Source organism: Ralstonia sp. RL (assembly GCF_001683835.1).
GTDB lineage: Bacteria > Pseudomonadota > Gammaproteobacteria > Burkholderiales > Burkholderiaceae > Ralstonia > Ralstonia mannitolilytica.
The window spans coordinates 1-21218 of the sequence record NZ_LWRX01000171.1 but is presented as its reverse complement, the minus strand read 5'-3'; the positions used below and the strand labels follow the sequence as shown (position 1 = coordinate 21218).

20 protein-coding genes are annotated in these 21218 nt (G+C 65.6%); 16 read left to right on the top strand and 4 right to left on the bottom strand.

Translation table 11 applies throughout. From position 1 onward, the window contains the following. Positions 1-42: 42 nt before the first annotated feature. From A6M56_RS17025 to gcvA, 3 genes are all read right to left on the bottom strand, one after another. Positions 43-792: a 16S rRNA (uracil(1498)-N(3))-methyltransferase gene (locus A6M56_RS17025; RefSeq protein WP_045786006.1), complete on the bottom strand. Its 750-nt coding sequence runs from the start codon at positions 790-792 to the stop codon at positions 43-45. Positions 793-835: 43 nt separating this feature from the next. Then, on the bottom strand, positions 836-1258 hold the full coding sequence (locus A6M56_RS17020) for a VOC family protein (RefSeq protein WP_045786007.1): 423 nt from the start codon (positions 1256-1258) through the stop codon (positions 836-838). A gap of 77 nt (positions 1259-1335) precedes the next feature. Continuing rightward, positions 1336-2262 carry a transcriptional regulator GcvA gene (gene gcvA / locus A6M56_RS17015; RefSeq protein WP_102080116.1) on the bottom strand — a complete coding sequence of 309 codons (927 nt, stop codon included), beginning with the start codon at positions 2260-2262 and terminating at the stop codon, positions 1336-1338. A 176-nt stretch (positions 2263-2438) separates the two neighbouring features. Between gcvA and A6M56_RS17010 the strand changes: the two genes are divergently transcribed. The 13 genes from A6M56_RS17010 to A6M56_RS16950 all read left to right on the top strand — a co-directional run bounded on the left by A6M56_RS17010 (position 2439) and on the right by A6M56_RS16950 (position 17161). After that, positions 2439-3503, top strand: coding sequence for a porin (locus tag A6M56_RS17010; protein ID WP_062737955.1), 1065 nt, complete (start codon positions 2439-2441; stop codon positions 3501-3503). Between the two features lie 32 nt (positions 3504-3535). Then, positions 3536-4555, top strand: a complete 1020-nt coding sequence (locus tag A6M56_RS17005; RefSeq protein WP_102080115.1) for a 2-dehydro-3-deoxygalactonokinase — start codon at positions 3536-3538, stop codon at positions 4553-4555. Positions 4556-4625: 70 nt separating this feature from the next. Next, positions 4626-5630 carry an arabinose ABC transporter substrate-binding protein gene (locus A6M56_RS17000; protein WP_045786011.1) on the top strand — a complete coding sequence of 335 codons (1005 nt, stop codon included), beginning with the start codon at positions 4626-4628 and terminating at the stop codon, positions 5628-5630. 33 nt (positions 5631-5663) lie between these two features. Then, complete coding sequence (gene araG, locus A6M56_RS16995; RefSeq protein ID WP_286758253.1) at positions 5664-7199, top strand: L-arabinose ABC transporter ATP-binding protein AraG; 1536 nt, start codon at positions 5664-5666, stop codon at positions 7197-7199. A gap of 17 nt (positions 7200-7216) precedes the next feature. Then, on the top strand, positions 7217-8224 hold the full coding sequence (araH, locus tag A6M56_RS16990) for an L-arabinose ABC transporter permease AraH (RefSeq protein WP_027680541.1): 1008 nt from the start codon (positions 7217-7219) through the stop codon (positions 8222-8224). 10 nt (positions 8225-8234) lie between these two features. Further along, positions 8235-9149: an SMP-30/gluconolactonase/LRE family protein gene (locus A6M56_RS16985; protein ID WP_102080284.1), complete on the top strand. Its 915-nt coding sequence runs from the start codon at positions 8235-8237 to the stop codon at positions 9147-9149. Beyond that, the gene (locus tag A6M56_RS16980; protein ID WP_102080113.1) at positions 9130-10014 is read left to right on the top strand and encodes an aldose 1-epimerase; all 885 of its coding nucleotides are present in this window, start codon (positions 9130-9132) and stop codon (positions 10012-10014) included. Before A6M56_RS16985 ends, A6M56_RS16980 begins: the two co-directional genes overlap by 20 nt. Continuing rightward, positions 10011-10817, top strand: a complete 807-nt coding sequence (locus A6M56_RS16975; RefSeq protein WP_102080112.1) for an SDR family oxidoreductase — start codon at positions 10011-10013, stop codon at positions 10815-10817. Before A6M56_RS16980 ends, A6M56_RS16975 begins: the two co-directional genes overlap by 4 nt. After that, the gene (locus A6M56_RS16970) at positions 10814-11440 is read left to right on the top strand and encodes a 2-dehydro-3-deoxy-6-phosphogalactonate aldolase (protein ID WP_102080111.1); all 627 of its coding nucleotides are present in this window, start codon (positions 10814-10816) and stop codon (positions 11438-11440) included. Before A6M56_RS16975 ends, A6M56_RS16970 begins: the two co-directional genes overlap by 4 nt. 20 nt (positions 11441-11460) lie before the next feature. Next, the gene (gene dgoD, locus A6M56_RS16965) at positions 11461-12609 is read left to right on the top strand and encodes a galactonate dehydratase (protein ID WP_045786015.1); all 1149 of its coding nucleotides are present in this window, start codon (positions 11461-11463) and stop codon (positions 12607-12609) included. A gap of 118 nt (positions 12610-12727) precedes the next feature. Beyond that, positions 12728-14743 carry a transketolase gene (gene tkt, locus A6M56_RS16960; RefSeq protein ID WP_062737950.1) on the top strand — a complete coding sequence of 672 codons (2016 nt, stop codon included), beginning with the start codon at positions 12728-12730 and terminating at the stop codon, positions 14741-14743. Between the two features lie 77 nt (positions 14744-14820). Continuing rightward, complete coding sequence (gap, locus tag A6M56_RS16955) at positions 14821-15819, top strand: type I glyceraldehyde-3-phosphate dehydrogenase (protein WP_045786017.1); 999 nt, start codon at positions 14821-14823, stop codon at positions 15817-15819. A 292-nt stretch (positions 15820-16111) separates the two neighbouring features. After that, positions 16112-17161, top strand: coding sequence for a LysR family transcriptional regulator (locus tag A6M56_RS16950; RefSeq protein WP_045786018.1), 1050 nt, complete (start codon positions 16112-16114; stop codon positions 17159-17161). Between the two features lie 70 nt (positions 17162-17231). On the opposite strand, the gene fur is transcribed toward A6M56_RS16950, so the two are convergent. After that, entirely contained in the window at positions 17232-17663 is a 432-nt protein-coding gene (fur, locus tag A6M56_RS16945; protein ID WP_045786019.1) for a ferric iron uptake transcriptional regulator, read from the bottom strand. A gap of 154 nt (positions 17664-17817) precedes the next feature. Between fur and A6M56_RS16940 the strand changes: the two genes are divergently transcribed. The 3 genes from A6M56_RS16940 to leuS form a co-directional block, all read left to right on the top strand. Beyond that, complete coding sequence (locus A6M56_RS16940; RefSeq protein ID WP_045786020.1) at positions 17818-18474, top strand: outer membrane protein assembly factor BamE; 657 nt, start codon at positions 17818-17820, stop codon at positions 18472-18474. A gap of 123 nt (positions 18475-18597) precedes the next feature. Then, complete coding sequence (gene dapB / locus A6M56_RS16935; RefSeq protein ID WP_045786021.1) at positions 18598-19389, top strand: 4-hydroxy-tetrahydrodipicolinate reductase; 792 nt, start codon at positions 18598-18600, stop codon at positions 19387-19389. A gap of 174 nt (positions 19390-19563) precedes the next feature. Continuing rightward, positions 19564-21218, top strand: a 1655-nt coding sequence (gene leuS, locus A6M56_RS16930) for a leucine--tRNA ligase (RefSeq protein WP_286758252.1), incomplete at its 3' end; no start/stop codon positions are given.

The window sequence follows — 21218 nt, the reverse complement described above, 5'->3', positions numbered from 1 at the left end:
CGCCGGGGTGAGATCAAACGGTCAAGGTGTTGTCGTCAGAGCTCAAAACTCGCCAAGTACGGCGTGCAGCGCGGACACGGCCACCAGCGCAGCCGATTCCGTTCTGAGAATACGTCGTCCAAGTGTCAGTGGTAAGAAACCGGCAGCCTGGACAAGCGCTTCTTCGTCGGGGGAAAGGCCGCCTTCGGGGCCGATCAGCACAACGATGCCCGCAGCTTCGATGCGTGCGCGGGATTGCGCCGCCCACTGCGTGAGCGATTGCGTGCCGCGCGGCGACAGCAACACGCGCGGTGTGTCGGTCGAGCGGGCGGCAGCCAGCCACTCACGCAGCGTGGCGATGGGTGCGACGCTTGGCACGCGCGCACGGCCGCATTGCTCGCATGCGGCCTGTACGAGCGCCTGCCAGTGCTGCACGCGTTTGACGGCGCGCTCGCCGGAGAGCCGCACCACGCCGCGCTCGGTCTGCAGCGGGGCGATGGCGTGCACGCCAAGCTCGACGGCTTTTTCGATCAGCCAGTCCATCTTGTCGCCGCCGGCGATGCCCTGGGCGAGCGTCAGGTGATAGCGTGCTTCGGTATCGGGTTGCGTCGCCTCTGCGAGGGTGGCGGTGGCATCGCGCTTGTTGATGGCGTCGAGCCGCGCCCGGAATTCCTGGCCGGAGCCGTCGAACAGGCAGACGTCATCGCCCACGGCCAGGCGCAGCACATGGATATGGCGCGTCACCGGTTCAGGCAGCGCGACGGTGGTGTCCGGGGCGAGCGGGGTGTCGACGTAAAAGCGGGGAAGCCCCATTTGAAGCGGTCCTTGTGGTGAATCCGGTCAGGCGATCAGGCAATCAGGCGGCTGCGGCGGGGCGGCAGGCCAGGCCCCAGCGGTAGCCGTCGGGGTCGCGCACGGCGGCGTAGCGTTCGCCCCAGAAGGCGTCGTGCGGGGCCATGACCGACGTGGCGCCCTGGTTCAGCGCGCGCTGGTAGACGGCATCGACGTCTTCGCAATACAGGTGGAAGTTCTGCGGGCATTCAAAGCCCGCGCTGGCCGGCGCCTTGGCGGTGGAGCCGAAGGCGCCCTCGGGGGCGAACATCAGCGTCAGTTCACCGTGGTAGGTCATCTCGACGTGGATCGGCCTGCCATGGTCATGAACTTCGTCCTGCACATCGAAACCGAACGCGTTGCGATAGAAGCTGATGGCGGCCGACGCGTCGCGCACGGTCAGGTAGGGCACGAGCCACGGTGTGTTGGCGGGGCGGGGGATGCTCATGGCGGGCTCCTTGTTCGGCTCAGGGCAACCAGGGACGACTAGTGTAGAGCGCCCGCCACGACACAATCAAAAAGAAATCAAAACACCTCGCTGGTGGGCGGCACGTTGCGCGCGCGCCCGCCGCTGCGTGCGACTTCATCGATGAGCCATTGGCGGAACAGCGCAAAGCCGGGGTGTTCGGCAGCCTGGTGCGGGTGGATCAGGTAGTACGACAGGCGCAGCGACGCCTCGGTCGCCAGCGGGCGCGTGAGCCGGCCGGCGGCGATGTCGTATTCGACGAGGATGCCCTGGCCCAGCGCCACGCCGTGGCCGTCGATCGCGGCCTGCAGTGCCATCAGCGCTTCGGAGAATGCCGGGCCGCGCGTCGCGTCGATCTGGCGCACGCCCACCTCGTCGAGCCATTGCTGCCAGGTGGGGTGGTGCGCGAGGTGGCGTCCGCCGCGTTCGTGCAGCAGCGTATGGGCGGCCAGGTCCTGCGGCATGCGGATGGCCGCCTGCAGCGCAGCGTTGCAGACGGGAAAGAAGTCGGTGGAGGTGAACCATTCCACGCGCAGGTTCGGCGCATTGACCTGGCGGTCGTCGATGCACAGGTCGAACTGGCCGTGGTCCTGCACGTCGGCGGTGGAGACCTCGACGCGCACATGCGGATGCTGGTTGAAGAAGCGATACAGCCGCGGAACCAGCCACTTGGCGCCGAAGGTCGGCGGGACGGCCACGCGCAGGGGCGCATCGGCGGTGTCCATCAGCAGGTCGGTGGCCTGCTCGAGTGCGCGCAGGGCATCGCGCACACGGGGCAGGTAGTTCTCGCCGGCGTCTGTCAGCGTGAGCTGGTTGTTGCGGCGGGCGAACAGCTTTTTCCCCAGATGATCTTCGAGCTGCTTGATCTGGTGGCTGACGGCGGCATTGGTGACGCAAAGCTCGTCGGCGGCCCGGCTGAAACTCAGGTGACGGCCCGCGACTTCAAAGACACGCAATGCATTGAGGGGAGGGAGGCGCCGTGGCATGCGTTCTCGTTAAGAAAAATTTAACGTCTCGCGAAGAATTTGTAGTTTGCCACGCTTCGGGCACGCCCACTACAAATACGCCCGGGGACGGCGACGATGCCTGGTGTGTGCCTCCAGCGATCTCGAACCGCGCGGCGCGCCGGACCCCGTCCTACAAAAACATTTCAGGAGACGTCATGAATCGAACCACCGCTGTTCGCGGGATGCTTGCGTGCGCGATTGCGCTGGCAGGCTGGACCGCTCCCACCTTCGCCCAAACCAACGTCACGCTGTACGGCCGCGTGGCTGCCGGCATCGACTACCAGAACAACGTGGCCCCCACGTCCACGTCGCCGGGCGGCAGCCTCTGGCGCGGCGCCGACAACCAGTGGGGAACCAGCATGTTCGGCCTCATGGGCAAGGAAGACCTGGGCGGCGGCCTGCAGGCGGTGTTCCGGCTCGAATCCGGTTTTGGCGCGAGCAAGGGGCGCACGAACGGCGATGCGCTCTTCAACCGCCGTTCGTACGTCGGCCTGTCCAGTCCGACCTGGGGCACGCTGACGGCCGGCAAGAACCTCTTCATCAGCAACGACGTCTGGTTCCTCGACCCGACCGGCCAGCAGTTCATCGGCTCGGCCACGCTCGTGCGCGGGCGCAACTGGCCGGGCGCGAACAACATCGTTGAGTACCAGAGCCCGACCTGGGGTGGCTTCCAGATCGGCCTGCAGACCGGGCTGGGCGAACAACCGGGCTCGTTCAGCAACGGCCGCCGCGATGGCGTATCGGCCGTCTACAAGACCGGCCCCGTGGAGGTGCGCGCGATCTACGACGTGATCCGCGACGGCAACGGCAAGTTCAGCGACATCTTCAACTTCTCGAAGGAAGCGACGATCGGCGGCACGTACACCATCGGCAAGGCGAAGCTGTTTGCCGTGTATGAAAACCTGTCTGCGCCCGATGCCGTGGCCGGTGCCCCCACCAAGGCGCACCACTACTGGCTTGGTGTGAACTACGAGGTGACGCCGGCACTGACGCTGATCGGCGCGGCATACCGCGTGAATGTGAACCATGGCGGCGGCAACGCGAACCTGTTCATGGCCGGCGCGAACTACAACCTCTCGAAGCGCACGATGCTGTACGCGAGCGTCGGCACGGTGCAGAACAGCGCCAACGCCAACTTCTCGGTGGAAGCGACCAACAACAACCCGGCGCCGGGCAAGAACCAGCTGGGTGCCTATACGGGTATCGTTCACTCGTTCTAAACCCGCGGCCCACTCCCCTAGCAATGCCACGCATGAACATCCTCACCATCGATACAGGTACCACCAACACGCGCGTCACGGTGTGGCGTGATGACGTTGCACTCTGCCAGGCCGCGCGCCAGGTGGGGGTGCGCGACACCGCCATCACCGGCAACCGGACGACGCTGCAGCGCGGCGTGCAGGACACCATCGAAGCCGCGCTGCAGAGGGCCGGCTTCGGCATCGGCCAGGTCGACCTCGTGCTGGCCTCCGGCATGATCACCTCCAACGTCGGCCTGCACGAGGTGCCGCACCTGGTGGCGCCAGCCGGGCTGCGCGACCTGGCAGCGGGGATGGTGCAGGCCAGCATCCCCGAGGTGTGCGCCAAGCCGATCTGGTTTGTGCCCGGCGTGCGCAATCCGGTGGACAACCTCGGCCTGCACAACATCGAGTCGATGGACATGATGCGTGGCGAAGAGGTCGAGACCATGGGCCTGGTCTCGCGCCTCGGGATCAACGAACCGGCGGTGATCGTGCTGCCGGGCTCCCACTCGAAGTTCGTACACCTGGACGCCGACCAGCGCATCACCGGTTGCGTGACGACGCTCGCCGGCGAGCTGCTGCACGTGATCACGCACAACACCATCCTGGCCGATGCGCTGGATTCCGACTTCGCCAGCGAGGTCGATCCGGAGATGCTGCTCGCCGGCGCGCGCAGCGCCAGCAGCATCGGCCTCGGGCGTGCCTGCTTCATGGTGCGCACGCTGGGCCAGTTCACGATCTACGAGCGCAATGCGCGGGCGAACTTCCTGCTGGGCGCGGTACTGGGCGCGGATCTGCTCACGCTCAAGAACAGCAGCGCGATCCGCATGAACCCGGGCACGCAGTTCGTCATCACGGGCAAGCCGCTGCTGCGCGAAGCGCTGGCCGTGCTGGTGTCGGAGGACGACTTCTTCTCCGGCAAGGTCACGGTGACGAGCACTGAACAGCAGGAACACCTGGCCGGCAGCGGCGCAATCGCCGTCGCCCGCGAGCGTGGCCTGGTGAAGACATTGAAGGTGGCGCAGGGCTAGCGCTCCGCACCGCCAGACTTTCATCCAACGCAAGACAGGTGCCGCCAGGACGGCATCGCAAGGAGACAACATGCAACAACAACGACGCGGGACATTCAAGGCCATTGCGGCCGCCACACTGTTCGCCATGGCAGGCGGCCTTTCGGTCTTTGCCCACGCAGCCGATGACGTGAAGATCGGCTTCCTGGTCAAGCAGCCCGAAGAGCCGTGGTTCCAGGACGAATGGAAGTTCGCAGACCAGGCTGCCAAGGAGAAAGGCTTCAAGCTGGTGAAGATCGGCGTGCCCAGCGGCGGCGAAGTGCTGACCGCCATCGACAACCTGGGCGCGCAGCACGCGCAGGGTTTCGTGATCTGCGTGCCCGACGTGAAGCTCGGACCGGCGGTCGTCGCCAAGGCCAAGCAGAACAACCTCAAGCTGATGACGGTGGATGACCGGTTGGTCGACGGCGCAGGCAAGCCGATCGAAGCCGTGCCGCACATGGGCATCTCGGCCACGAAGATCGGCGAACAGGTGGGCGATGCCATCGCGCAGGAGATGAAGAAGCGCGGCTGGAACCTGTCAGAGGTTGGCGCCATCCGCATCGCCTATGACCAGCTGCCGACCGCCAAGGAACGCACCGACGGCGCCGTCGCCGCGCTCACCAAGGCAGGCTTTCCGGCCGCCAACGTGCTGACCAGCCCGCAGGCCAAGACGGATACCGAGGCCGCGTTCAACGCCGCCAACATCACCCTGACCAAGAACCCGAAGTTCAAGCACTGGATTGCCTTCGGCTTGAATGACGAAGCCGTGCTGGGCGCCGTGCGTGCGGCGGAAGGCCATGGCGTGAAGCCGGCAGACATCATCGGGGTGGGCATCGGCGGCAGCCAGTCGGCGCTCAACGAATTTGCCAAGCCCGAGAAGACCGGCTTCTTCGGTACCGTGCTCATCAGCCCGAAGCGTCACGGCTACGAGACCTCGGTCAACATGTACGAGTGGATCAAGAACAACAAGGCGCCGGACCCGCTCATCCTGACCAGCGGCCGCCTGATGACGCGCGAGAACGAGAAGCAGGTCCGCCAGGAGATGGGTCTGTGATCCTGCGGACGACGTTGTTGAAGGAGACTTGCCATGTCGGCGTTTCTTGAGTTTCGTGGCATCAGCAAGGTGTTTCCGGGTGTGCGGGCGCTGTCCGATGTGTCGTTCGGCATCGAATGCGGTCGCGTGCACGGCTTGCTGGGCGAGAACGGCGCGGGCAAGTCGACGCTGCTGAAGATCCTGGGCGGCGACTATCAGCCCGATGGTGGGCAGATCGTCGTCGAGGGAAAGCCGACCGCATTTCCGACCACGCGCGCGGCGCTGGATGCCGGCATTGCGGTCATCCATCAGGAGCTGCAGACGGTGCCCGAGCTGACGGTGATGGACAACCTGCTGCTCGGCCACCTGCCGGCCAGCGGCGGGTTCATCCGTCAGCGCGAGGCGATGGCGTGGACGCGCGAGCAGCTCGGCCGCATCGGCGTCGACCTGGACCCGCGCGCCAAGCTGAAGCACCTGTCGATCGGCCAGCGCCAGATGGTCGAGATCTGCAAGGCGATCCTGCGCGATGCGCGGGTGATTGCGCTGGACGAGCCGACGAGTTCGCTGTCGATCCGGGAGACCGACATCCTGTTCCGCCTCGTGAAAGACCTGCGCGCGCAGGGCCGTGCGCTGATCTACATCTCGCACCGGCTCGATGAGATTTTCGAGCTGTGCGATGGCTGCACGATCTTCCGCGACGGCCGCAAGGTGGCGGATTTCCCATCGATGACCAACGTCACGCGCGACGAGCTGGTGGCGCAGATGGTCGGCCGCCAGATCGACGACATCTTCGATTACCGCGCGCGGCCGCTGGGCGAGGTGCGCTTGCGGGTGGATGGCCTGATGGGCCCGAAGCTGGCTGAGCCGGCAAGCCTGTCCGTACGCCGCGGCGAGATTGTCGGCTTGTTCGGGCTGGTGGGCGCAGGGCGCTCGGAACTGGCGCGATTGATCTACGGGGCCGATCGCAAGACGGCGGGCAGCATCACGCTCGATGGCGCGCCGATCCGCATCCGGGATGTGGCCGATGCCATCCGCCAAGGCATCGTGCTGTGCCCGGAAGACCGCAAGGAAGAGGGCATCATCGGCTGCCGCTCGGTGTCGGAAAACATCAACATCAGCTGCCGGCGCAACCAGCGCCGCTTCGGCCTGTTCGTCAACGACCGGCAGGAAGCGAAGACGGCCGATCACTACATCACGCGCCTGCGCATCAAGACGCCCAACCGCGAGCAGCCGATCCGCCTGCTGTCGGGCGGCAATCAGCAGAAGGCGATTCTGGCGCGCTGGCTGGCCGAAGACGACATGCGCGTGCTGATCATCGACGAGCCCACGCGCGGCATCGATGTCGGTGCCAAGAACGAGATCTACCAGGTGCTGTACGAGCTGGCCGAACGCGGCGTGGCCGTGCTGATGATTTCCAGCGAGCTGCCGGAAATCCTCGGTGTGGCCGACCGCGTGCTCGTGATGAGCGAAGGCCGCATCGCCGGCGAATTGCCGCGCGAACAGGCCAGCGAGCAGGCCGTGCTCAAGCTCGCGCTGCGGCCAGAGTCCGCGCCGTTGCCGTCCGCACCTTTGCCGCCGCTGGCGGCATGAGAACCCCGGAGTCCAAGATGTCCCAGTCTCAACCCCTGCAACATTCCGATGCGCTTGCCGCATCGGCACGCTCTGCCATGAACAAGACGCGCCTGCTTCGCCTGCTGGACGATTTCAGCCTGCCGCTGATCTTCGCCATTCTCTTTGCCGCGCTGTCGTTCTCCGTCGAGTATTTCTTCTCGTGGCAGAACATGGTCGGCCTTGCGTTGTCCGTCTCGCAGATCGGCATGGTTGCCTGCACGATGATGTTCTGCCTGGCGTCGCGTGATTTCGATCTGTCGATCGGCTCCACGGTCGCGTTTGCCGGCGTGCTGTGCGCCATGATCATCAACGCCACCGGCAGCATTGCACTCGGCATTGGCGCGAGCCTGGTGGCGGGCGCGATCATCGGCGGCATCAATGGTTTCGTGATCGCCAAGCTGAAGATCAATGCGCTGATCACAACGCTGGCCACGATGGAAATCGTGCGGGGCCTCGCATTCATCGCCTCGCACGGGCAGGCGGTGGGCGTGTCCGACATGGATTTCTTCGACCTCGGCAACACGATCTTTTTTGGTGTGCCGACGCCGGTGTGGGTCGCGGCGCTGTGCTTTGTCGTGTTTGGTGTGCTGCTCAACAAGACGATCTACGGCCGCAATACGCTGGCGATTGGCGGCAACCCGGAAGCCGCGCGGCTGGCCGGCGTGAACGTCAACATGACGCGCATCGTGATCTTCCTGATCCAGGGCGTGATTGCCGCGCTGGCCGGCGTGATCCTGGCGGCGCGCATCACCAGCGGCCAGCCGAATGCGGCGCAAGGCTTTGAGCTGAACGTGATTTCGGCCTGCGTGCTGGGCGGCGTGTCGCTGCTCGGCGGCCGCGCAACCATCAGCGGGGTGCTGGTCGGCGTGCTCATCATGGGCACCGTGCAGAACGCGATGAACCTGCTGAACATCGACGCGTTCTATCAGTACCTCGTGCGCGGCGCGATCCTGCTGGCAGCGGTGCTGGTCGACCAGTTGAAGAACCGTGGCGGCCGTGAGTGAGGCCGTGCAGATGACAACCGCAACCACGCTGTCCGATCTGCGCTGCACGCTGGGCGAAGGCATCGTCTGGGACGACGCCCTGCGCGTGCTCTGGTGGACTGACATCCAGGAATCGCTGCTGTGGCAGCACGATCCGGCGACGGGGCAGGAGCGTCAATGGCCGCTGCCGCAACGCGTGGGCTCTTTCGTGCTGACGGACGAGCCCGGCGTGCTGATCCTCGGCCTTGCCAAGAACATCGCCCGCTTCGACACGCGCACCGGCGCGCTCACGCTGCTGGCCGACGTCGAATCCGACAACCCGACCACGCGCATCAATGACGGTCGCGCAGACCGCACCGGCAATTACGTCTTCGGCACCTTGCATGAAGGCGGCCCCGAACCGACTGGCAGCTTCTACCGCTTCACGCCGATGGGCGTGCTGCAACGCCTGGCGCTGCCCTCCATCGCGATTGCCAACAGCATTGCCTTCAGCCCCGACGGCGGGACGATGTACTGGTGCGATACGCTCAGCCGCCGCATCCACGCGTGCGACTACGACGGGCAGACCGGCGCAGTCGCCAATATTCGCGTCTTCGCCGATCTGCGTGACCAGGATGCCGATGGCGCCCACAAGGGCTCGCCGGATGGCTCCACCGTCGACGCAGACGGCTGCCTGTGGAATGCCGAGTGGGGCGGCAACCGACTGACGCGCTACGCACCGGACGGCCGCGTGCTGGCGCGCGTGTCCGTGCCGGCTTCGCAGCCCACATGCCCGGCATTTGGCGGCGAGGCGCTCGACACGCTGTATCTGACGACGGCGCGCGACGGTTTGTCGGCGCGCCGCCTGGCAGAAGACGTGCATGCCGGCGCGACGTTGCAGCTTGCCGTGCCGGGCGTACGGGGATTGCCGGAGGGCCGGTTCGGCCATGCCTACATTGCAGCTTGAAAACGGCACGCTGCGCGCCGAGGTATTGCCCGAAGCCGGTGGCGGCTTGCTACGTTTCGATCTGCTGCGTGACGGCGATGTCGCGCCGATCTTCCGGCCGGGGACATCAGAAGCCGCGCTGCACGATCCGAGAGCGCTCGCCTGTTTTCCGCTCGTGCCGTGGTCCAACCGCATCGGCGGTGGGCGCTTCCAGTTCGAGGGGCGGACCATCGACGTGCCGGGCACGCGTGACGACGAAGCGTATCCGCTGCACGGCCACGGCTGGCTGATGCCGTGGGAGGTGGTCTCACAAACGGACACGTCAGTCGAACTCGCCGCAACGGTCCACCACGGCCGCCCCTTCCGCTACCTGACGACGCAGCGCTACACGCTCGCGGGCAACACGCTGGAAATCTCGCTGACGGTACGCAACGAAGGCGCGCCGCTGCCGTTCGGGCTGGGCGTGCATCCGTTCTTTCCGCGCACGCCCGATGTTCGGTTGCTCGCCAGCGCCACGGCCATGTGGGAATCCGCATCGGACCATCTGCCGACGGTTCTGCAGGCGCCACATGCAGATGCAGACTTTCGCAAGCTCCGGAAGCTCGAAGCCAACGCCGCCATCAATCACAGCTTTGAAGGCTGGGATGGCCACGCCGAGATCGACTGGCCCAGCCGCCGCGTGTCTGTGCAGATCACGGCCGACACGTCGCGCTATGTGCTGTACACCCCAGCCGGGTACGACTTCTTCTGCTTCGAGCCGGTCGACCACGCCATCAACGCGCACAACTTGCCCGGCCTGGCGCAAGACCACGGGCTGACGGTTCTCGGCACGGGCCAGAGCCTGCAGCGCAGCTATCAATTCACCGTGAACCGAACTGACGCATGACTGTTTCTCCGATGTCTTTTCCGCCGCGTCTTGCCGGCAAGGTCGCCTTGGTCACGGGCGCCACGCAAGGCATTGGCGGCGCGATTGCCAAGCTGTTCGCGCAGCACGGCGCGCGCGTGATCGTCAACGCGCTGGTGCGTGACGCGCGCGCCGAAGCCTTTGCCGCCGAAATTGGCAACAGCGTTGGCAACGACAACATCCTCCTCGTGCAAGCCGACGTGCGCGACCGCGCCCAGATCGACGCAATGGTCGCCGCGGGCGTCGAGCGCTTCGGCGGCATCGATGTGCTGGTCAACAACGCCGGCATCAACGTGTTTGCCGATCCGCTCGAGTTGAGCGAGGACGACTGGGCGCGCTGCCTTTCCGTCGATCTGGAAGGTGCGTGGCATTGCGCGCGCGCCGTGCTGCCGCACATGCTGGCGCGCGGGGCGGGCAGCATGGTCAACATCGCGTCGGTGCACGGGCACAAGATCATTCCGGGCGCGTTTCCGTATCCGGTGGCCAAGCATGGGCTGATCGGGCTCACGCGTGCGCTGGGTATCGAATATGCAGCGCGCGGTATCCGCGTCAATTCGATTTCGCCGGGACTGATCCTCACGCCGATTGCCGAGGCCGGCTTTGCCGCTGCCCCCGATCCGGAAGCCGAACGCCGCCGCCAGGCCGAGCTGTTGCCGTGCAAGCGCATTGGCGAGCCCGAAGAAGTGGCCTACACCGCGCTGTTCCTCGCCTCCGACGAGGCGCGCTTCATCAACGCGACCGACATCCTCATCGATGGCGGCCGCTCGCAGCTCTATCACGAATGACCTGGACAACCCACCTTCCGCTGATCGCCATCCTGCGCGGCATCCGGCCTGACGAGGTGCTCGCGCACACGCAGGCGCTGGTCGATGCCGGTTTCGACGCCATCGAAATTCCGCTGAACTCGCCGGACTGGGCGCAGAGCGTGCAGCTCGCCGCGCGTGCCTTTGGCGACCGCGCGCTGATCGGCGCGGGCACCGTGCTGCGCCCCGAAGACGTTGACCTGATGGTCGCGGCCGGCGGCAAGCTGGTCGTCACGCCCAACACGCATACGCCGGTGATCCGCGCTGCCGTCCACGCCGGCCTCGTCACCTGTATCGGCTGCATGACCGCCACCGAGGCTTTTGCCGCGCTCGACGCAGGCGCGCAGGCGCTGAAGATCTTCCCGGCCGGCAATCTCGGGACCGGTTATGTCCGGGCGCTCAAGGCCGTGCTGCCCGCTGACGTGCCGGTATTTGCCGTCGGCGGCATCACGCCGGAGAACCTTGCCGATTACCTTGCCGCCGGCTGCATCGGCGCCGGGCTCGGCAGCGACCTGTATCGCCCCGGCCAGCCCGCCGAGCGCACCGCCGAACGCGCGCGCGCCTTTGTCGCGGCCTACCGCGCCGTCCAATCTGTCCGCACCTGAACGCACCTTCGATTCGATCCATGAAAATCACCCGCCTGACCACCTACCGCCTGCCTCCGCGCTGGATGTTCCTGAAAGTCGAGACCGACGAGGGCGTCACCGGCTGGGGCGAGCCCGTCATCGAAGGCCGTGCGCGCACGGTGGAAGCGGCGGTGCACGAGCTGTCCGACTACCTCGTCGGCCAGGACCCGAGCCGCATCAACGACCTCTGGCAGACCATGTACCGCGCCGGCTTCTACCGCGGCGGGCCGATCCTGATGAGTGCCATCGCCGGCATCGACCAGGCGCTGTGGGACATCAAGGGCAAGGTGCTGGGCGTGCCGGTGTACGAACTGCTCGGCGGCCTCGTGCGCGACAAGATGCGCACCTACAGCTGGGTCGGCGGCGACCGCCCGGCCGACGTGATTGCCGGCATGAAGGCGCTGCAGGCCGGCGGCTTCGATCACTTCAAGCTCAACGGCTGCGAAGAGATGGGCATCATCGACACGTCCCGCGCGGTGGACGCGGCGGTGGCCAAGGTTGCCGAGATCCGCTCGGCGTTTGGCAACACTGTCGAATTCGGGCTGGATTTTCACGGTCGTGTGTCTGCGCCGATGGCCAGGGTGCTCATCAAGGAGCTGGAGCCGTATCGCCCGCTCTTTATCGAAGAGCCCGTGCTGGCCGAGCAGGCCGAAACCTATGCCCGCCTGGCCGCCCACACCCATCTGCCCATCGCCGCTGGCGAGCGCATGTTCTCGCGCTTCGACTTCAAGCGGGTGCTGGAGGCAGGCGGGGTGTCGATCCTGCAGCCGGACCTGTCTCACGCGGGCGGCATTACCGAATGCGTGAAGATCGCCGCCATGGCCGAGGCTTACGATGTGGCGTTGGCGCCGCATTGTCCGCTTGGCCCCATCGCGCTGGCGGCCTGCCTGCACGTGGATTTCGTCAGCTGGAACGCCACGTTGCAGGAACAGAGCATGGGGATCCATTACAACAAGGGCGCCGAACTGCTCGATTACGTGCGGAACAAGGCCGACTTCGCGCTGGAAGGCGGCTATATCCGCCCGCCGCGCCTGCCCGGCCTGGGCGTGGACATCGACGAGGCGCTGGTCATCGAACGCAGCAAGGAAGCCCCCGACTGGCGCAACCCCGTGTGGCGACACGCAGACGGCTCCGTCGCGGAGTGGTAAGCCGGGCGGGGGAGGGCAGCGGGCGGGCCGAAGATCGCCAAAACGGCCCCAGCCGGGCCGTGTCGGTCTGGTAAAATCGCGGTTTTCCCGCCTACCGTCTTTCCGCCCGCAGGTTCGCATGACCGCCCCCGCACTCCACTCGAATACGACCCAGCCCACCCAGCTGATGGCCAATGCCATCCGCGTGCTTGCCATGGACGCCGTCCAGCAGGCCAACTCTGGCCACCCCGGCGCGCCGATGGGCATGGCTGACATCGCCGTGGCACTGTGGAGTCGCCACCTGCGGCACAACCCGCTGAACCCGCGCTGGCCCGATCGCGACCGCTTCGTGCTGTCCAACGGCCACGGCTCGATGCTGATCTACGCGCTGCTGCACCTGACCGGCTATGACCTGCCGATGTCGGAACTGAAGAACTTCCGCCAGTTGCACAGCAAGACCGCCGGCCACCCCGAATACGGCATCACCCCGGGCGTCGAGACGACGACCGGCCCGCTGGGCCAGGGCATCACCAACGCCGTCGGCATGGCACTGGCCGAGCGCCTCCTGGGCCAGGAGTTCAACCGCCCCGGCTTTGACATCGTCAACCACCACACCTACGTCTTCCTGGGCGACGGCTGCCTGATGGAAGGCATCAGCCACGAAGCCTGCTCGCTGGCCGGCACGCTCAAGCTGAACAAGCTGATCGCGCTGTGGGACGACAACGGCATCTCGATCGACGGCGACGTCGTCCACTGGTTCAACGACGACACCCCGAAGCGCTTCGAAGCGTACGGCTGGAACGTGATCCGCGCCGTGGACGGCCACAACGTCGACGCCGTGGACGCCGCCATTGCCGAAGCGAAGAAGTCCGACAAGCCGACGCTGATCTGCTGCCGCACCGTGATCGGCAAGGGCGCGCCGAACAAGCAAGGCGGCCACGACGTGCATGGCGCCCCGCTGGGCGGGGTGGAAATTGCCGCTGCGCGTGAAGCGCTGGCCTGGCCGCACGCCCCGTTCGAAGTGCCGCAAGCCGTGTACGACGCGTGGGACGCCAAGGGCCAGGGCCAGGCGCTGGAGAAGGCCTGGAATGCGCTGTTCGATGCCTATTCCGACCGCTACCCGGCCGAAGCCGAGCAATTCGAGCGCCGCATGCGCGGCGAACTGCCCGCCAGCTTTGAAAAGGCCGTCGACGCGTTCATCGAGAAGTGCGAACTCAAGGCCGAGACCATCGCCACGCGCAAGGCGAGCCAGAACACCCTCGAAGCGTACGGTCCGGTGCTGGGCGAACTGCTGGGCGGCTCGGCCGACCTGACGGGCTCGAACCTGACCAACTGGAGCGGCAGCAAGGCCGTGCGTGTGGACGCCTGGGGCAACCACATCAACTACGGCGTGCGCGAGTTCGGCATGAGCGCCATCATGAACGGCATCGCGCTGCACGGCGGTTACATCCCGTACGGCGGCACGTTCCTGACGTTCTCCGACTACAGCCGCAACGCGCTGCGCATGGCCGCGCTGATGAAGATCCGCTCGATCTTCGTCTTTACGCACGACTCCATCGGCCTGGGCGAAGACGGCCCGACGCACCAGTCGATCGAGCACGTCGCCAGCCTGCGCCTGATCCCCAACATGGATGTGTGGCGTCCGGCCGACACCACCGAAACCGCCGTGGCCTGGGCTGCCGCCATCGAGCGCCAGCATGGCCCGAGCTGCCTGATCTTCAGCCGCCAGAACCTGCCGTTCCAGGCGCGCAATCCGGCCACGCGCGAGGCCATTGCGCGCGGCGGCTATGTGCTCCGCGATGCCGCCAACGGCAAGCCGGACGTGGTCATCATCGCCACCGGCTCGGAAGTCGGCCTGGCCGTCGGTGCAGCCGACCAGCTCGCCGCCGAGGGCATTCACGCGCGCGTGGTGTCGATTCCGTCCACCACGGTGTTCGACAAGCAGGACGCCGCGTACAAGGCCGGTGTGCTGCCGCATGGCGTGCCGCGCATTGCCGTCGAAGCCGGTGTGACCGACTTCTGGTGGAAGTACCAGGTGCAGGCCGTGGTGGGCATCGACACGTTCGGTGAATCCGCCCCGGCAGGCGTGCTGTTCAAGCACTTCGGCTTCACGGTCGAGAACGTGGCGAACACCGCCAAGAGCGTCATTGCCTAACTGAATTTGCGCGCGCGGCACCCACGAGGTGCCGCGTTGCTTTCGTCGATTTCTTTTCTGCTATCAGGAGACTGACCATGACCATCAAGATCGGCATCAATGGCTTCGGCCGCATCGGACGCATGGTGTTCCGCGCCGCCGTCGCCAACTTCAAGGACATCGAAGTCGTTGCCATCAACGACCTGCTCGAGCCCGACTATCTGGCGTACATGCTGAAGTACGACTCGGTGCACGGCCGCTTCGAGGGTGAAGTCTCGGTCGACGGCAACACGCTGGTCGTCAACGGCAAGAAGATCCGCCTGACCGCGGTCAAGGATCCGGCCGAACTGAAGTGGGGCGAAGTCGGCGCAGACGTGGTGGTCGAATCCACCGGCATCTTCCTGACCAAGGAAGGCGCACAGAAGCACATCGACGCAGGCGCCAAGAAGGTGATCATGTCGGCCCCGTCGAAGGACGACACCCCGATGTTCGTGTATGGCGTGAACCACGAAACGTACAAGGGCGAGGCGATCATCTCGAACGCTTCGTGCACGACCAACTGCCTGGCACCGGTTGCCAAGGTGCTGAACGACAAGTGGGGCATCAAGCGCGGTCTGATGACGACCGTGCACGCTGCCACCGCCACGCAGAAGACCGTTGACGGCCCGTCCAACAAGGACTGGCGCGGCGGCCGCGGCATCCTGGAAAACATCATCCCGTCCTCCACCGGCGCCGCCAAGGCCGTGGGCGTGGTGATCCCGCAGCTGAACAAGAAGTTGACCGGCATGTCGTTCCGCGTGCCGACCTCCGACGTGTCGGTGGTCGACCTGACCGTCGAGCTGGAAAAGTCCGCCACGTACGACGAAATCTGCGCCGAAATGAAGGCGCAGAGCGAAGGCGCCCTGAAGGGCGTGCTCGGCTACACCGAGGACAAGGTCGTCGCTACGGATTTCCGCGGCGATGCGCGCACCTCGATCTTCGACGCCGAAGCCGGTATCGCGCTGGACGGCACCTTCATCAAGGTCGTGAGCTGGTACGACAACGAATGGGGCTACTCGAACAAGGTGCTCGAAATGGCCCGCGTGGTGGCCAAGTAAGCCGGTACGCCGCCCAGGAAAAAACGCGCCTTCGGGCGCGTTTTCTTTTAACCGGTGGCCGGCATTCCTTCGGCCAGCGGCGCTTTTTTTGTTATACAGTTGGAGGAAAACGTTTGCAACGGGGTCAACCGGACGTGCGCGTCCATTGGAATTTGCTTTGAAATTCGGGTTGCCTTCCGTACACTGAACAAATACTACATTCGGGTGCGGCAACCGCGTCTGCCGCACCGGGCCCATTGCCTCGGCAATGGTTGCCCCTGCACCTTCCAATGTGTCTGAGCCAAGGCGTCCCATGGTCAACGTCGATACCAAACTGTTGGTGATTTTTGTCGAGCTGCTCAGCAAGCGGAACGCCACCTACGTGGCAGAAAAGATGCACATGACGGCGCCGGCGGTGTCGCATTCGCTGGGCCGCCTGCGGGAAATCTTCGATGATCCCCTCTTCATTCGTGTTCCGCACGGGCTGACCCCGACCCCCAAGGCGCTGGAACTCGGCCCGAAGGTCCGCGAGATGCTCGATCTGTGGGCCGCCATCAACGAGGGCGATATCGCCGCGTTCGAGCCGGCCGAGGCGACGGGCACCTTCAACATCAGCTTTGCCGGCACGCTCGGCGATGCCTTGTTCGACCGCTTCCTGCTGCGCATCAAGCGCCTCGCGCCGGGCCTGCAGGTCCGGCTGACCGAGTCGTCGTCGTGGGAGGCCGACGTGGCCGCCATGCGCGCCAATGAGCTGGATCTGGCGTTCTCGCCTTTCCCGACGCGCCATCCCGAGATCGTGGAAGAGGTCGTGACCTCCTTCAACATGTGGGTCTGCGCACGCAAGGGCCACCCGATCCTGGGCAATGGCTGCACGCTCGAGCAGTACCTCGACTGCGAGCACATCTTCGTGGCGCAGGGCAGCCCCGGCGCCCGCGTCGCGCCGTCGCTGATCCCGCTCGACTACGCCTTGCAGCAGCGCGGGCTCAAGCGCAATTCGACCATGACCGTGCACGGCTGGCGCACGCAGGCCGAGGTGGCGGCGCAAACCGACATGATCTTCACGGTCAATTCGCTGATGAAAGAGCTGGTCTGCCAGACGTACGAGCTGAACGCCTTCCCGCTGCCCACCGAACTCGAAACCGTCCTTGGCCTGAACATGCTGTGGCACCGTAGCCGCAACACGCACCCGATGCTCGTGTGGGCGCGCCAGTTGTTCAAGCAGGTCGTGGCCGAATACACAGGGCAGCCCGTGGATGCCTCAGGTCATCCGACGCTGCCGTCCGATGGCTCCGGCAAGGGCAAGGCTGCCAGGAGCAGCAAGGGGGATCCGGAAAAGGAGGGTGAGACGCGGTTGTCCGTGTGACCCGCGCTTCCCGCCTCAACAAAAACGGCCGCAGATGAAGCGGCCGTTTCTTTTTCCCTGGAGCAATGCGTCAGCGTTTCGGGCGGTGCGGGCAGGGCTCTTTCGTGCAGTTGCCGTAGAGCGACAGCGCGTGTTCCTGCAGCGCGAAGCCGCGTGCGCGGGCAATGCTCTGCTGGCGCTGCTCGATCTCGGCATCGAAGAATTCTTCCACGCGGCCGCAATCGAGGCACACCAGATGGTCATGGTGCTTGCCTTCGTTGAGTTCGTAGATCGCCTTGCCGGATTCGAAGTTGTTGCGCGACAGCAGGCCCGCCTGCTCGAACTGCGTGAGGACGCGATAGACCGTGGCCAGGCCAATGTCCATGTGTTCCGCGAGCAGGATGCGGTACACGTCTTCAGCGCTCATGTGGCGCTCATCGCTGGTCTGAAAGATCTCGAGAATCTTCAACCGCGGCACCGTGGCTTTCAGACCGATGTTCTTGAGGTCTGCAGGACTCGGCATGCGCCAGGCTCCCTAGAGTACAATGTTCGGATATTCCAATCATAAGGGTTTTGGCGATAAAAGTCCCATTGACGGGCCTGCCTCAGGTGCCCGGGCCGTCGCCAGAACCCCCCGTGCCGGGCTTGCCCCGGAACCGTTTGAAGGCCGATCGCTCATGACCTTTTCCTTTGCGCGCAGTCCTGCCCGTTTTGCCCATGTCGCCCGTCGCGGCGGCCTGTTGATGGGCGCCATGCTCGCCGCGTCGGCGTTGCTGGCCGGGTGCGGCACCTATGACAGCACCACGCGCAGGATCGCGAATGCCATCACGCCGTATCGCATCGATATCGTGCAGGGCAACTTCGTGTCGCGCGAGCAGGCCGCGCAGCTCAAAGAAGGCATGACGCGCGACCAGGTGCGCTTCGTGCTCGGTTCGCCGCTGCTGACCGACATGTTCCACGCCAACCGCTGGGACTACATCTTCTCGTTCAAGCGCGGCAATACCAACGTCGTGCAGGAGCGCAAGCTGACGGTGTGGTTCGACGGCGATCGCTTGGCTAAATGGGCCGGGGCTGAAGACCTGCCGTCGGAGCAGGACCTGATTGCCGAGATCGACGGCATTAAGCGTCCGAAGAAGGACGCTGCCCAGGCCGCTGCAGCGGCGGGCGCAGCGCCGGCATCGCGTGCGCCGTCCATCCCGTCGGCCGAAGTGAGCGACCGTGTGCAATCGACCGCCGGCTCGAAGAACAACGTCGACGTGACGCTGCCGGAGCGCCGCAGCGGCGGCGGTGGCACGGATACCAGCGTTCCGCCGCCGGCCACCCAATCGCAGTAAACGCCGTGAAGCGCGCATAGCCAGCGCGCCGGCATCACGACTTCGAGCGAGCGGCGGACGGGTTCCGCCGCTTGTGCGTTTTACAGACCGTTTCCCCTTTTGCAGCTTTTCGCTTCCACCGACATGAAAATCGCGATTGCAGGCGCCTCGGGCCGCATGGGCCAGATGCTGATCGACACCGTATTGCGCACCCCCGGCGTGACGCTGGGCGCTGCGCTGGATCGTCCGGGCAGCGATGCCGTGGGGCAGGACGCCGGCGCTAGGCTTGGCAAGGCCACGGGCGTGATCGTGACCGACGATGTGCGCGCAGGCCTGTCGCAGGCTGACGTGCTGATCGATTTCACCCGCCCTGACGCGACGATCCACCACCTGGACATCGCGCGTGAACTCGGCAAGGCCGTGGTGATCGGCACCACCGGCTTCTCGGCCGAGCAGAAGGCCAGCTTCAAGACCTACGGCGAGTCGATCGGCGTGGTCTGGGCGCCCAACATGAGCGTGGGCGTGAACGCCACGTTCAAGCTGATCGAAGTGGCGGCCAAGATCCTGGCGCAGGGCTACGATGTCGAGATCATCGAGGCACACCACAAGCATAAGATCGATGCGCCGTCGGGCACCGCGCTCAAGATGGGCGAGATCGTGGCCGAGGCGCAGGGCACCCGGCTGGCCGACCGCGCCGTCTATGCGCGCGAAGGCGAGACCGGCCCGCGCGAGCTGGGCACCATCGGCTTTGCCACCGTGCGCGGTGGCGACATCGTCGGCGACCACACCGTGCTGTTTGCCGGCGAAGGCGAGCGCATCGAGATCACGCATCGCTCCAACACGCGGCAGTCGTATGCCGAGGGCGCGGTGCGCGCAGCGGTGTTCGTGGCCGGCAAGAAGGGCCTGTACGACATGAACGACGTGCTGGGCCTGTAGCAAGCGCACAAAAAGAGGCGCCGGCAGGCCTGTCCGGCGCCTTCTTGCGCCGTTGCCGCGGCTCCGGCGGGGCGGGTGGCGACGGTATAATCGGGCCTTTTCCGTTATCCAATCCGGCCGCGCGCGCAGGCGCCGCGGCTGCAATCGCCCGCAGCATCCGGGCGTTCCGTCACCATGCAAGAGAAATATTCCCCGTCTGACGTTGAACAGCTGGCGCAACAACACTGGCAGGCCAAAGACGCCTATCGCGTGACCGAACACGCGCGCGCCGCTGACGGCTCGGACAAGCCCAAGTTCTACGCCTGCTCGATGCTGCCGTATCCGTCGGGCAAGCTGCACATGGGCCACGTGCGCAACTACACGATCAATGACGTGATGACGCGTCATCTGCGCATGAAGGGGTACAACGTCCTGATGCCGATGGGGTGGGACGCCTTCGGCATGCCGGCGGAGAACGCGGCGCTCAACAACGGCGTGGCCCCGGCCACCTGGACCTACGACAACATCGCTTACATGAAGAAGCAGATGCAGTCGATGGGCCTGGCGATCGACTGGTCGCGCGAGGTCGCCACCTGCGACCCCAACTACTACCGCTGGAACCAGTGGCTGTTCCTGAAGATGCTCGAGAAGGGCATCGCCTACCGCAAGACTGGCACCGTGAACTGGGATCCGGTCGACCAGACCGTGCTCGCCAACGAACAGGTGATCGACGGGCGCGGCTGGCGCTCGGGCGCGGTGGTGGAAAAGCGCGAGATCCCGATGTACTACCTGCGCATCACCGAGTACGCGCAGGAACTGCTCTCCGATCTGGATGCACTGGGCTGGCCGGAGCGCGTCAAGCTGATGCAGCAGAACTGGATCGGCAAGAGCGAGGGCGTGCGCTTTGCGTTCCCGCACACCATCCCGGGCGAAGATGGCAAGCCGATCAATGACGGCAAACTGTACGTCTTCACCACGCGCGCCGACACCATCATGGGAGTCACCTTCTGCGCCGTGGCGGCCGAACACCCGATCGCCACGCATGCCGCGCAGACCAACCCGGCACTCGCGGCCTTCATCGACGAATGCAAGCACGGCAGCGTCATGGAAGCCGACATGGCGACCATGGAAAAGAAGGGCATGCCGACCGGCCTGACGGTCACGCACCCGCTCACGGGCGAGCCCGTGCCGGTGTGGGTCGGCAACTACGTGCTCATGAGCTACGGCGACGGCGCCGTGATGGGCGTGCCCGCGCACGATGAGCGCGACTTCGCGTTCGCCAACAAGTACGGCCTGCCGATCAAGCAGGTCGTGGATGTGAAGGGCCAGCCGTACGACACCACCACCTGGGCCGACTGGTACGCTGACAAGGAGCACGGTGTGCTCGTCCACAGCGGCAAGTACGATGGCCTGAACTATCAGCAAGCCGTCGATGCCGTGGCCGCCGACCTGGCCGCTCAGGGCGTCGGCGAGAAGAAGACCACCTGGCGCCTGCGCGACTGGGGCATTTCGCGCCAGCGCTACTGGGGCACGCCGATCCCGCTGATCCACTGCGAGAGCTGCGGCGTCGTGCCGGTGCCCGAGCAGGACCTGCCGGTGCGTCTGCCCGAAGACCTCGTTCCGGACGGCACGGGCAACCCGCTCGCCAAGGATCCGCGCTTCCTGAATTGCACGTGCCCGTCGTGCGGCAAGCCCGCGCGCCGCGAGACCGACACGATGGATACCTTCATCGATTCGTGCTGGTACTACATGCGCTATACGTGCCCGGACGGCGCCACGATGGTCGACGCCCGCAACGATTACTGGATGCCGATGGACCAGTACATCGGCGGCATCGAGCACGCGATCCT

What these genes read in the sequence shown, in the direction of transcription:
- fur (WP_045786019.1), bottom strand. Translation starts at nt 17,663, where the DNA reads ATGCCGAGTCCTGCAGACCTCAAGAACATCGGTCTGAAAGCCACGGTG.
- dapB (WP_045786021.1), top strand. Translation starts at nt 18,598, where the DNA reads ATGAAAATCGCGATTGCAGGCGCCTCGGGCCGCATGGGCCAGATGCTG.
- A6M56_RS17000 (WP_045786011.1), top strand. Translation starts at nt 4,626, where the DNA reads ATGCAACAACAACGACGCGGGACATTCAAGGCCATTGCGGCCGCCACA.
- tkt (WP_062737950.1), top strand. Translation starts at nt 12,728, where the DNA reads ATGACCGCCCCCGCACTCCACTCGAATACGACCCAGCCCACCCAGCTG.
- A6M56_RS16970 (WP_102080111.1), top strand. Translation starts at nt 10,814, where the DNA reads ATGACCTGGACAACCCACCTTCCGCTGATCGCCATCCTGCGCGGCATC.
- A6M56_RS16940 (WP_045786020.1), top strand. Translation starts at nt 17,818, where the DNA reads ATGACCTTTTCCTTTGCGCGCAGTCCTGCCCGTTTTGCCCATGTCGCC.
- A6M56_RS16950 (WP_045786018.1), top strand. Translation starts at nt 16,112, where the DNA reads ATGGTCAACGTCGATACCAAACTGTTGGTGATTTTTGTCGAGCTGCTC.
- gcvA (WP_102080116.1), bottom strand. Translation starts at nt 2,262, where the DNA reads ATGCCACGGCGCCTCCCTCCCCTCAATGCATTGCGTGTCTTTGAAGTC.
- dgoD (WP_045786015.1), top strand. Translation starts at nt 11,461, where the DNA reads ATGAAAATCACCCGCCTGACCACCTACCGCCTGCCTCCGCGCTGGATG.
- A6M56_RS16980 (WP_102080113.1), top strand. Translation starts at nt 9,130, where the DNA reads ATGCCTACATTGCAGCTTGAAAACGGCACGCTGCGCGCCGAGGTATTG.
- araG (WP_286758253.1), top strand. Translation starts at nt 5,664, where the DNA reads ATGTCGGCGTTTCTTGAGTTTCGTGGCATCAGCAAGGTGTTTCCGGGT.
- gap (WP_045786017.1), top strand. Translation starts at nt 14,821, where the DNA reads ATGACCATCAAGATCGGCATCAATGGCTTCGGCCGCATCGGACGCATG.
- A6M56_RS17025 (WP_045786006.1), bottom strand. Translation starts at nt 792, where the DNA reads ATGGGGCTTCCCCGCTTTTACGTCGACACCCCGCTCGCCCCGGACACC.
- araH (WP_027680541.1), top strand. Translation starts at nt 7,217, where the DNA reads ATGTCCCAGTCTCAACCCCTGCAACATTCCGATGCGCTTGCCGCATCG.
- A6M56_RS17005 (WP_102080115.1), top strand. Translation starts at nt 3,536, where the DNA reads ATGAACATCCTCACCATCGATACAGGTACCACCAACACGCGCGTCACG.
- A6M56_RS16985 (WP_102080284.1), top strand. Translation starts at nt 8,235, where the DNA reads ATGACAACCGCAACCACGCTGTCCGATCTGCGCTGCACGCTGGGCGAA.
- A6M56_RS17010 (WP_062737955.1), top strand. Translation starts at nt 2,439, where the DNA reads ATGAATCGAACCACCGCTGTTCGCGGGATGCTTGCGTGCGCGATTGCG.
- A6M56_RS17020 (WP_045786007.1), bottom strand. Translation starts at nt 1,258, where the DNA reads ATGAGCATCCCCCGCCCCGCCAACACACCGTGGCTCGTGCCCTACCTG.
- A6M56_RS16975 (WP_102080112.1), top strand. Translation starts at nt 10,011, where the DNA reads ATGACTGTTTCTCCGATGTCTTTTCCGCCGCGTCTTGCCGGCAAGGTC.